The 8,592-nt window shown below is 57.6% G+C and carries 5 protein-coding genes; 4 read left to right on the top strand and 1 reads right to left on the bottom strand.

Annotated features, from left to right (window positions below; all coding sequences use genetic code 11):
* Nucleotides 1-276 precede the first annotated feature (276 nt).
* Nucleotides 277-1,623 carry an argininosuccinate synthase gene (gene argG, locus ABIZ35_RS28240; protein ID WP_348223289.1) on the top strand — a complete coding sequence of 449 codons (1,347 nt, stop codon included), beginning with the start codon at nt 277-279 and terminating at the stop codon, nt 1,621-1,623.
* Between the two features lie 59 nt (nt 1,624-1,682).
* On the opposite strand, the gene ABIZ35_RS28235 is transcribed toward argG, so the two are convergent.
* Nucleotides 1,683-3,152 (bottom strand): glycosyl hydrolase family 28 protein, encoded by a 1,470-nt coding sequence (locus tag ABIZ35_RS28235; protein WP_348223288.1) that lies wholly within the window; start codon nt 3,150-3,152, stop codon nt 1,683-1,685.
* 160 nt (nt 3,153-3,312) lie between these two features.
* Between ABIZ35_RS28235 and ABIZ35_RS28230 the strand changes: the two genes are divergently transcribed.
* The 3 genes from ABIZ35_RS28230 to ABIZ35_RS28220 all read left to right on the top strand — a co-directional run bounded on the left by ABIZ35_RS28230 (nt 3,313) and on the right by ABIZ35_RS28220 (nt 8,285).
* The gene (locus ABIZ35_RS28230) at nt 3,313-4,218 is read left to right on the top strand and encodes a formylglycine-generating enzyme family protein (RefSeq protein ID WP_348223287.1); all 906 of its coding nucleotides are present in this window, start codon (nt 3,313-3,315) and stop codon (nt 4,216-4,218) included.
* Between the two features lie 141 nt (nt 4,219-4,359).
* Nucleotides 4,360-6,057, top strand: a complete 1,698-nt coding sequence (locus tag ABIZ35_RS28225) for a hypothetical protein (protein ID WP_348223286.1) — start codon at nt 4,360-4,362, stop codon at nt 6,055-6,057.
* Nucleotides 6,058-6,164: 107 nt separating this feature from the next.
* Nucleotides 6,165-8,285: a M56 family metallopeptidase gene (locus ABIZ35_RS28220; RefSeq protein ID WP_348223285.1), complete on the top strand. Its 2,121-nt coding sequence runs from the start codon at nt 6,165-6,167 to the stop codon at nt 8,283-8,285.
* Nucleotides 8,286-8,592: the final 307 nt, after the last annotated feature.

Raw genomic sequence — 8,592 nt, 5'->3', positions numbered from 1 at the left:
ATTGCCAACATCGAATAATGCCGGCTGGGAGGAACGCTTGCCAATCATAAGAAGAGATTCGACAAGGACAAAATTTATCCTTGTCAAATCCCCAAAGATATCGAAGACTTTTCGGCACCGCTTCTAGTCGCGATTTTAATCGCCAGACACGCTCTGCGTAACATCAGTTAAGATGTTGAATGAGACGTCGCCACTGGACGCTTATTCGCGAATCTCCAAGACACTTCTCCCCATCGGGTACAATAGGGTGTTTAAATTGTCAACAAGGGAACGTGTATGAGCAACATCTTGCAGTCTCTCCCGATCGGCGAGAACGTCGGGATCGCATTTTCGGGGGGCCTGGACACCAGCGCCGCCATCTATTGGATGCGCCAGAAGGGCGCGATCCCCTACTGCTACACCGCGCACCTCGGCCAGCCGGATGAGACGGATTACGACAGCATTCCCCGCCGCGCATTGGAGTACGGCGCGGAGAAGGCGCGATTGATCGATTGCCGGCCGCAATTGGTCCGTGAGGGCCTTGCGGCCCTGCAATGCGGCGCGTTCCATATCACCACCGCCGGCGTCGCGTACTTCAACACGACGCCGATCGGCCGCGCGGTCACCGGCACCATGCTGGTCGGCGCGATGAAGGAAGACGGCGTCGATATCTGGGGCGACGGCAGCACCTACAAAGGCAACGACATCGAGCGCTTTTACCGTTACGGCCTGATGGTGAACCCCGAGCTGCGTATCTACAAGCCCTGGCTGGATCAGCAGTTCATCGATGAGCTGGGCGGCCGCAAGGAGATGTCCGAGCTACTGGAGAAGGCCGGCCTTGAGTTCCACATGAGCAAGGAGAAGGCCTACTCCACCGACTCCAACATCTGGGGCGCGACCCACGAGGCCAAGGACTTAGAATTCCTGAAGAACGGCCTGCGGATCGTCGAACCGATCATGGGCGTCGCACACTGGCGCAAGGACGTCGATATCCAGCCCGAAGAAGTCACGGTCACGTTCGAAGAGGGCCTGCCCGTAGCGATCAACGGCAAGACCTTCGACAGTCCCGTGGACTTAGTGCTGGAAGCGAATGCTATCGGCGGCCGCCACGGCCTGGGCATGTCCGACCAGATCGAAAATCGGATCATCGAAGCCAAAAGCCGAGGCATCTACGAAGCGCCCGCCATGGCTCTGTTCCATATCGCCTACGAGCGCCTGATCACCGGCATCCACAACGAAGGCACCATCGAGCAGTACCGCGACATGGGCCGCCGCCTCGGACGTCTCCTCTACGAAGGCCGCTGGTTCGATCCTCAGTCCATGATGCTGCGCGAAACCCTCCAGCGCTGGGTGGCGAAACCCATCACCGGCGAAGTCACCGTCGAGCTGCGCTGCGGCAACGACTACACGATCCTGAACACCGAAAGCCCGAACCTCACCTACGCCCCCGAGCGGCTGACTATGGAGAAGTTCGACGGCTCCTTCACCCCGCAGGACCGCATCGGCCAGCTCACCATGCGCAACCTCGACATCACCGACAGCCGCGCCAAGCTGTTCGTCTACGCCAAGGCCGGTCTGATCAATACCCAGGCCATGGAAGGTCTGCGACTGCTCGACGCGCCCAAGGCGGACGACGCCGAGTAATCGTCTCAACGCACAAAAGGGCCGCGCGATGATCGCGCGGCCCTTTTTTCATTGGAGCGTCATTTTTTCGGCGCAGCAATCTCGGAGGAATGAGAGGCGTGGAGATTTTTTTTCTTTCCAGACGCCCCATTGATTCGGAGATTTTTGAAGCCCGACTGGTGAACGTCGTCCAGCACGATCGTCGTTCTATAATCTGGCTGCGCGCACGACAATGAAAGACCTGAGAATTGAATTCCTTGGGCGTGGCGTAGATAGACTCCCCAGGCAGGCAATTCGCCGAACATGGAGAATTCCGGGTAATTGCTGGGATTTTCGGGGATCGCGCTCAGGTTGTCCAGAGTGATCTTCGCCGCCGCCGAATCCCCTCCCCCAGGCGCCTTCACAACGATATTATCAAGTTTGACGTTGGAAACGATGATGTCGGGCAGCCCTGCGACGATCACGACCGGCGCGACTGTGCGCGGCACATCTTTACCGCCGATTTCCACGGAAACGTTTTTGATTCGTACGTTTTCTAAGCGCCCTTTTCTAGCGCCCAGCCGCGCGCCGGCGCGCAGAAAAATCGCATTACCGACATTCACGGCTTGCAGTCCATCGACCTCCACATCTTCCAGGTATCCCCCGTCCACTGTTTCCAGGGCAATCGCCCCGCGATAGGTGTTATAAACCCTATTTTGCAGCACATGCACGTCGTTGAAGCCCCCGAACGATGCGGTGCCGAATTTGATCCCGCTCGCGTCGGAGGTGACGGAGTTGTTTCGGATCCAGATATGCTGGCAGCGCGCCTGCGGGTCTATCGATTTCAAACAGATACCGTCATCGGAACAATCGAAAGATGAGTTGCTGACTTTAAAATCGTCACAATCCACGATATCAACGCCGTCGTTATTCCAAAACGCCCTGCTGATCACGCGGATATGATCCAGGTCCACATGCCGGCACTGGTTATACATCTGCACCCAGCAGGAGGAATCCTTTAAGGTAACCTCCTTGAGCGTCACACGATCGCACGAATACAAGTTGATCAGCATTGGGCGGTGATCTTCGGAAGGACGCCCTCGCAAGGGATCGTTGATAAATCCTTTGCGTGCGTAATCCGTAACATTCTCAGCAAGAGCCGCCCCCTGGCCATCCACCGTTCCTGGCCCTGTGATCCCAATATCATGCAGCCCTTTTCCAAATATGAGAGACGTCGAAGTCGTTTTGTTGTAATCAAACGGAACATCTTCGTGATCGTAATCAAACGGGTTCGTGGACCCCAGCAGGACAGCGCCCTCTTCCAGCTGCAGAGTAACATCCGACTTCAGATGGATTGTCCCCGTGAGATATCGGCCTGAAGAAAACACCAGCCTCCCGCCTCCGTTTTGACTAATATAATCGATGGCGAACTGAATGGAGCGAGTATTGAGCGTGGCTCCGCCCGCCGATACGCCAAACTGCGAAGCCGCAAAATCTTTCGCGGAGCAGGCGGACAAACTGGCTGCGAAGAGAGAGGACGCCAGCAATGCCCGAAGAAGCTTGATTTTCATAATGGATTCATCTCTTGATGGGAACGTTTGGCGGGCCGGCCATTGGCCGCTGCTTTCCAAGGCATGACCATTGTAAAGAAAATCGATCTGTCCGTCAAGAACAACCATCGCGAACAAAAGCCATAATAAACAGTGAACGACTTTGCCCAGGAGACAATTCATGCTGATTGCCAAATTCACTGTTGCGGCGGCGTGCGCCATGCTGGTTCTGGCGGGAGCGTCTGGCGTTCAGGCGCGTGAACGGCGCAAGCCCGCGTTCGATCCGAAAACAATTCCCGCCGAATGGGTGCGTATCCCGACCAAGGGACAAACCTTTACCTTCGGACAGCAGTTCGAAGGCAAGCGCTGGACTTACACCTTTCCCGCCCATTCGGTGACATTTACCTACGACCTGATCATGTCCGCCACACAGGTGACACAGGACGAATATCTCAAAACCACGGGCGCTAACCCCACGCTGCATCCGGGCGACTTAAAACGCCCCATTGACAATGTCTCCTGGTATGACGCCGTGGTGTACTGCAACACGCTCAGCAAGAGGGACGGCCTGGACCCAGTCTATTCTTACAAATCGGTGACAGGAACTGCGGCGGCGGGAATCACGGCGCTGGAAGATTTCCATTCCGATATCAAGAAGAATGGATACCGCCTGCTGACCTCGGCGGAATATGAGTATGTCGTCCGCGCCGGAACCAAGACGACCTGGTTCTTTGGCGGCGACGACGCGGACCAGGATCAGGCGAAAGACTACGCCTGGTGCGATCGAAATGCAGCGGGAGAAACGCATCCGGTCGGTCTGCTGAAGCCGAACGCGTACGGCGTCCACGATATCAACGGCAATCTCTGGATGTGGTGCGATGACTGGTATGACGAAGGCCCGTATCCCGGCGACGCCCAGACAGATCCCACCGGCCCAGCGACGGGAACACAAAAGATCGCCCGGGGCGGCGCATTCAAGAACGATGTGTACCATGAGCGCTCCGCTTATCACTGGCAGTGGCGCCCCTCCGACCACAACTACGAAGTCGGCTTTCGCATCGCACGTACGGCTCCCTCAGTACGCTGATGCGATCGAGTTACTTGCTTGCGGTAAATATCGAAGAATTCATGGAACAGCAGCTCCAATCAGGACGTCAGTATAAAGAAGTAGTAAAACATCAACCCGGCCTAATATTTGTTGTCATCAGGCCGCTTCTTTACGGAAAGAATGGAAACGAAAATGGAGATGGAGAAACCCATCAATCTCAAGTCGACTGGAAAGCGACTTTTTCGACGCGGGGCCGGCGCCGTCGCCACGGCCGCGCTGCTTATGACGAGCCTAACCGCATTCGCCGATCCCCCGGTGAACATGGCGCCGCCCATTGGGCAGGATTACTCCTCCAGCGACTACGACACCGGCTATGGAAACACGAGCCAGGATTCCGTGTTCAACTGGCGTGAAGTACCCGAAGATCAGCAGGCGCCCATCCGGCGCGCGATCTTCGACCGTGGCGGTTATCAGCTTTATGACAACGCCGGCGAAACGATCGTCGTCCCGTTCACGAACAACAACCTCTACGCGATGAAGTTCGCTGTGTCGCCCACCAAAGAGATGTTCTTCGTGAATGACGGCGACGCCCCAATTCTATACGTCCCCCGAAACGGCTATCTGGAGAACGCGACCGTACCAGGTTCGCGCTGGTATCCGTTCACGACGAAGTTCCACCCCACGACGCCGGTGTTCTTCGGGATCGCGCCAAGCTGGGACGAATATATCGGCATGGGCTGGTATCACGGCATGAATTACTGGGGCGGATACTACTGCAACGAACCGTACTACCGAAACAGCCTTATCATCGCGGTTCCCGGACTGTTCATCGAGATCGGCGGCCGGCCTTACTACGGCTGGAACCACTATCACGATTACTATGATCGTCACCCGGCGCCCTACCGGCCAACGTATTATCACCACGATGTCTATCGATGGGCCGAAAGACCACGTGACGACCGCCGCGACTTCCGCGGCAGCAGCCGGCGAGTGACCGACCCGGTCGGCCGGACCTACGGCGGCAACCATACGAACCGGGGCGACCGGACCTCGAACAACGGCGGCTACCGTGGAGACAGATCCGGGAATAATGGAGAAAATCGCGGCGACCGCAACGTCAGCAATGGCGGCCGCGTGTTCCAGGGCGGACGGCCCGGCAGCGGTTCCTGGACAAACGGCGGCTCCCGCACGACCGACAACGGACGTCCAGTCAACGGCGATCGGACATCCACCGACGGGCGAACCTCCACGGGTGGCCGCACCTTCGGCGGTGGGCGTACGTTTGAAGGCGGCCGACCGACCACGAACGGCCGACCTCCCACCACTGGGGGCTCATCCACCGGCGACGGACGAACCTCCACGGGTGACCGAACCTTCGGGGGCGGGCGAACCATCACACCTGGCGGCGGCGCGTACAACAGCGTTCCCACCTCCAACAGCGGCGGAACCGTTGACAGCGGACGCGGCGCCAGTGGCGGCCGGACATTTGGCGGCGGACGCTCATCGGGTGGAGATCGAACCTTCAATAGCGACCCGCCTACAATTCGCAGCGGTGGATCTCAAGAATCGAGCCCGGCTCCCCGGGAAACCCCAACTCCGGCGGCGCCAACCGACAGCGGCGGCCGCGAAACCCGCCCCTCGGGCGGCGGTGATCGCAGTTCCGGCGGCGGAGGCGGGAATTCCGGCGGTCGAGGAAGCTACTCTGGCGGCGACAATCGCAGTTCCGGCGGAAACGATCGCCCAGCATCCAGTGACCGAAGTTCCGGTGGCGGCGAACGTGCTTCGGGCGGGGGCGAGCGCTCCTCGGGCGGCGGGGATCGCGGCAGCTTCGGCAACGGGGGAGGCCGCGGATTCGGCGGCGGTGGTCGCGGCCGGTAATTCAACTTCTTTCAAAATAGGCCTTAGGATCACGCGATCCTAAGGCCTAATTTTGTTTGTCAAGGGTTTATGCGAAAATATTCGCACTACTTCAAGGAGCCGCACTGATGTCTATATTCTTATTGTTGATTGCTGATGCATCCCTGAAAGCATCGGTGCTGATTGGATTGGCTATGGTCGCGACGCGGTTCGCCCGCCGCACCTCCGCCGCCACACGGCATCTCTTTTGGACACTGGCGCTCATCGGTTCTCTGCTGCTTCCATTGCTGTCATTCACTCTTCCGCATTGGAATACTGTTGTTCCCTCCATTTCATCCCCACGCCTCCAGGAATCGCCCTCTGTCCCCAACACCTTACATTCCGTGGCGCCCGCTCCCGTAAACGCCGCGCCGAGCACTCAGGCGCCGACAGCTTTTGGAAACGGCATCCCGGATTCTGTCTCAGTTCCCTCAGCATCGCCCCCAATGGAGCGTTCAGAAGCTGGGTTGGATTGGTCAGCGATCATCCTGGTAGTCTGGACCATCGGCTGCCTCGCCATCCTGGCTATGCTGCTCCGAAGCTTGGATGCCGTTGCAAAAATTGAGTGTGTTAGTGGAGCCATCTCAGGGAACGCGCTTGAGCAAGCCGCTTCTGAAGCCTTCCGGGTGATATCTCCGCGCCAAACCGTCCAATTCCGGATTGCGGCTCCCTCAAGTGATGTGGCGGTCCCAATCACATGGGGCGGTCTGCGGCCGACGGTGCTGCTACCGGCAAACGCCGTGCATTGGCCGCCGAGCCGTGCTTCCGCCGCCCTGCTTCATGAACTAGCCCATGTGCGCCGGCAGGACTGGCTGCTGCTCATCGCCGCTCGTATTGTCTGCGCGATTTTCTGGTTTCACCCGCTCGTTTGGTTTGCAGCGGCAAAAATGCGTGAGGAGAGTGAAACTGCCTGTGACGACCTCGTAGTCCTGGGAGGGATGCCGGCCACGGAATACGCACGCCAATTGCTGGATGTCGCGCTTGCGGCGCGTAAAAACCAGAGCGCGCGCCTTGGCGCGGTTGCCATGGCGCAGAAACCGAATGTCGAGACGCGCCTGCGCTCAATCCTAGCGTCCGGGCGAACTCGCCGTCCGCTTCAGCGATACTGGGTCGCCTCCATCGTCACCTCCATTCTTGCGTTCACGACCCTTATGGCGGCGCTTCACGTCTCGGCGTTTACGAACGCCGATCTCAAACGTGAGCAGTTACAAGTGGTTCAATCTTTGCCGGGAGGCGGAAAAATTTATATGCTCGCCGTTTCCTACGCTCCCAGCAAATATGGATACACATCATGGATATCAGCGAAAAAGCCGTTCGATCGGAGAACGAATTTGCCGGATTTCAAATGGGAGCCTACATCGACCGGCGCCGAGCAGGTGCGGCAATTTATGTTCCTTCCCGTGGGACTTGGCGACGATACAAGCATTACTATCGATGTTCCAGAAGCAAGCGCGCAGCACTACTGGCTTGGCGGATACGATGGTGGCCCCACCTATCCCGGGGTCTCCGCAATCTTCCGCCCTGGCGTGCAAACCGCGACCCTCCGTGTCGGCGTCGCACGCCGAGCATTGAAGACGGTAGCATCTGTTTCATCCAGCCTTCTGGGGACGTCGACGACGGCTTTCGGGCGGCAAAGGATCACGATCTCTCGCTTAACTCCCAGCGCTGGTGGTGACAGAGACAGTTACGTTATTCGAGACAACATTCTCGATCAGGACACACGCATCCTCATCTTGGACGGTGCGGGTAAAGAAATGCCCTTGGGTATCACCGAGGAACACAAATCCCCCTCGGAGCGCGAGCGCCGGTACACTTTCTTTCCCTCATATCAGCCGAAGGTCAAGCGAATACTCTTTCAGGTCCGTTCATACGAATGGGCGGAGTTCCGAGATGTGCCTCTCCAGGCGCCGTCGGACGCCCAGCGACAGGCGTACACCCATGCTCCTCCGGCGACGATTTCCAAGGCGGCCGCCACCCATATCGCGCTCGGACTCCGCCGGATTCGCAGTACGGATAAATACCCGGCGCTCGCGGAATTTCGTAAGGCCATTGAACTAGATCCGTTCAATCAGGAAGCTCAGTCATACTTGACATGGGCGTTAAACGACATACAAATAAGCGTTTTCACCCACAATCGTAATATTGATTTCTTCCCTCCTCCCAGTCCAGCAGTCGCCGACGCCATTAAGGATTTGCAAAATGCGCCATAATGGCGCGCGCCTGATTCACTTTCGAAGCAAGCGGCAATTGCGCACAGGGTGATTGCCGCTGTCCTCGGAGACAAAAAGATAGTCGTAAATTATCAGCGACCGTCCGCTATAATAATAACTATGTCCATCAAACGTAGTACGACACATCTGTCCCCAACGGCTCTTATGAAAGCGGTGGGTTTATAATGGTCCTATAAATTAGGACAGCAAATCGGGCACAATTAAGGTGGATACACCACCATGCCCAACACCCGAAAACACTATTCCGCCACCTTCAAAGCGCAGGTCGTTTTGGAGGCGCTCAAAG

Source organism: Capsulimonas sp., assembly GCF_039929585.1.
GTDB lineage: Bacteria > Armatimonadota > Armatimonadia > Armatimonadales > Capsulimonadaceae > Capsulimonas.
This window is presented reverse-complemented; position numbering and strand designations above follow the sequence as displayed.